We start from the raw sequence: 2,608 nt of genomic DNA, 5'->3' as shown, positions 1-2,608 counted from the left end.
TGAAACACTTGAAAATGTCTTGACGGGAGCGGAATCGAATCGTGATTCAGTACAACAAAATCATTTTCACCGGACCCGTGGGCGCTGGGAAAACGACCGCCATCACCTCGCTCAGTGATGTTCCGCCGGTCAAAACGGACCAAGTCGCCAGCGATATGACCAAAAGCCGGAAAGCTTCGACCACGGTCGCGCTCGACTACGGGATGATGACTTTGCCCGGCGGGGAAAAGATTCATCTGTACGGAACGCCGGGACAGGAGCGGTTCGACTTCATGTGGGACATTCTGACCACCGGAGGCATCGGCCTGGTGCTGCTGCTCGACAACACCCGCGCCGATCCCTTCCAGGATCTGCGCTTTTTCTTGAACAAATTCGGCAGCTTCATCGAGGCCACGAGCTTGGTCATAGGCGTCACCCAAATGGACGTCCGTGCAACGCCTCTGGTATCGGACTACCATCGCCAGTTGGAAGCGAGCGGTCTGAATCCGCCGATTTTCGAGGTCGACGCCCGGCGCAAGAAAGACGTTTCTCTGCTGGTACAGGCGCTGCTCTACTCCATCGATCCGGGGCTGGAGGATCAATGAAGGACTACGCGCTGGCGGAGCACCTTTATCTTCATCCGACGCCAGGCGGCGCCTACCATGCGGTCACGACCAAGGCGCACACCCCAGCCAAACAGCTCATCAGAAACTTGCTGCAGATGGAGTCCAGCCCAGCGCTCACCCTGGCCGGCCTGAAAGACTGGTCGGCTATCGAGGACGCCGAAAGGGCCTATGCCATGCTCCACCATGCACAAGAAGCGAAATGGCTGCAAGGGTTGAAGGCGCCGCTGAAATGCCCGAATCAGCCTCTTTCCGAAATCCTGCCCGAACTGCTGAGCCAGCTCAGCAGCCAAGCCAAGGTTCTGTTGGCCGACAGCCAAGGGTTCTATCTTGCGACCCACGGTTTTCCCCACGAAGTCGCCGAGGAGCTGTCGGCGCTCAGCGCCGATTTGGCCAATCTGCATGAGCGTCGCTCGGGTCTCTTGCTCAACAACCTGGGGCTCAATTCGAGCGCCTGGTCCGTAGTGGACTCGGCGGGCAACAGCAAAGTGGGATTTTGGCCGCTATACCTGGGGAAAGAGCGATTCGTGCTGGTCGCCGCGGGAATGCCGAGGTTCAACCAGCCGGATTTCGTTACCCTGGTCTGGATATTGAGCCGCCGCTATGCCGGCGTCGGCAGCTGATGCAAATAAATCAAGAACGAATTTTCCCGAATCATCCGAGTGCGAGCGAGGTTCAGTTATGCGTGCAGAAATGTTGACTTCCATTCTGAGTGAGTTGAACGGCACATCGGCCGACATCGAAGCTTCCGGCGTCATTTCGACGGACGGCTTGATGATGGCGGCCGTGTTGCCTCAAAACCTGGACGAGGATCGGGTGGGTGCCATGAGCGCCGCCATGCTTTCCCTGGGCGACAGGACCGCCCAGGAACTGTCGCGGGGTACGCTCGAGCAGGTGCTCATCAAGGGCGACAGGGGATACGTGCTGATGACTTATGCCGGCAAGGAAGCGGTGCTGACCGTGATGGCCAAGCCCAATGCCAAGTTGGGTCTGATCTTTCTGGACGTAAAACGGGCGGCCGAAAGCATAGCCGGCCTGATTTGACCGGCGCACAGCCCGACAACCGTAGTTCCAAGAGGCCGCCATGCAAGACATGAAGCCCGAAGACATCGTCGGGGCCTACCGAGAACATACGCTCGTCCATTTCGACGGGACTCGCCGGAAAGTGCTGGTAACCGACATCGAGTCGCCCTATCCGGACGGACGCTTGATCGTTTCTCGCACCGATCCGGCCGGCATCATCACCCATGTCAACCAATCCTTCGTCGACATGTCGGGATATTCCAAGGAAGAACTGATCGGCGCGCCACACTACATTCTGCGGCATCCCGATATGCCGCCGGCAGCTTTCCGGGATCTTTGGGAAACCTTGCGGCGCGGCGAAAAATGGCAGGGCTATGTCAAGAATTTGCGCAAGGACGGCGGTTTCTACTGGGTCAAGGCCACGGTCATCCCGAACATTCGAAACGCCCAGGTCATCGGCTATACCTCGGTCCGGCGCAAGCCGTCCCGACAGAAAGTCGCCGAATGCATGAAACTCTATCCCACCTTGTTTTGAGCGTCTCGACTCCGCGAGGACTATGCCATGCCCCACGTTTTCACCGTAAGCCCGGATTTTACGCCCGAGCACCTGTCCGGCTGGTTCATTTTCAATACTTGGTTGCAAAAGGCCTTGGGCGAGGCATTTCATTTGCAATTGTATGACGACTTCCACAGTCAGCGGGACGCCATCAAGTCCGACCGAATCGATCTGATCTACGCCAACCCTTACGATGCCGCCATGCTGGTGCGGGAAAAAGGCTTCAAACCCTTGGTCAAGCCGGAAGGCAAGGCGGACGAGGCGGTTATCGCGGTAAGTACCGAACGCCCTTACCTTCAGGTCGAAGATTTGCCCGGCTCGATCAAGCTGGCGACCACCGAAGACCCCGATGTCCACATGATGGGCATGATCATGCTGGAGCCGGCCGACCTCGATGCCGCGTCGGTCGAACTAAAAATCTGCGACT

General features: G+C 57.9%; 5 protein-coding genes. All 5 read left to right on the top strand.

What is annotated here, in order from left to right; genetic code table 11:
• Positions 1–41: 41 nt before the first annotated feature.
• A complete protein-coding gene (locus ABJK70_RS23380) occupies positions 42–584 on the top strand; it encodes an ATP/GTP-binding protein (RefSeq protein ID WP_347259296.1) in 543 nt (180 codons plus the stop codon).
• On the top strand, positions 581–1,225 hold the full coding sequence (locus tag ABJK70_RS23375) for a hypothetical protein (RefSeq protein WP_077728271.1): 645 nt from the start codon (positions 581–583) through the stop codon (positions 1,223–1,225). Before ABJK70_RS23380 ends, ABJK70_RS23375 begins: the two co-directional genes overlap by 4 nt.
• A 58-nt stretch (positions 1,226–1,283) precedes the next feature.
• Complete coding sequence (locus tag ABJK70_RS23370) at positions 1,284–1,646, top strand: roadblock/LC7 domain-containing protein (protein ID WP_077728272.1); 363 nt, start codon at positions 1,284–1,286, stop codon at positions 1,644–1,646.
• 40 nt (positions 1,647–1,686) lie between these two features.
• The gene (locus tag ABJK70_RS23365) at positions 1,687–2,160 is read left to right on the top strand and encodes a PAS domain-containing protein (protein WP_086133812.1); all 474 of its coding nucleotides are present in this window, start codon (positions 1,687–1,689) and stop codon (positions 2,158–2,160) included.
• A gap of 27 nt (positions 2,161–2,187) precedes the next feature.
• The coding region (locus ABJK70_RS23360) for a PhnD/SsuA/transferrin family substrate-binding protein (RefSeq protein ID WP_347259295.1) at positions 2,188–2,608 on the top strand (421 nt) is incomplete at its 3' end.

It is taken from the genome of Methylocaldum sp., from assembly GCF_039794385.1.
In the GTDB taxonomy this organism is placed as follows: domain Bacteria; phylum Pseudomonadota; class Gammaproteobacteria; order Methylococcales; family Methylococcaceae; genus Methylocaldum.
This window is presented reverse-complemented; position numbering and strand designations above follow the sequence as displayed.

What these genes read in the sequence shown, in the direction of transcription:
- ABJK70_RS23375 (WP_077728271.1), top strand. Translation starts at nt 581, where the DNA reads ATGAAGGACTACGCGCTGGCGGAGCACCTTTATCTTCATCCGACGCCA.
- ABJK70_RS23370 (WP_077728272.1), top strand. Translation starts at nt 1,284, where the DNA reads ATGCGTGCAGAAATGTTGACTTCCATTCTGAGTGAGTTGAACGGCACA.
- ABJK70_RS23365 (WP_086133812.1), top strand. Translation starts at nt 1,687, where the DNA reads ATGCAAGACATGAAGCCCGAAGACATCGTCGGGGCCTACCGAGAACAT.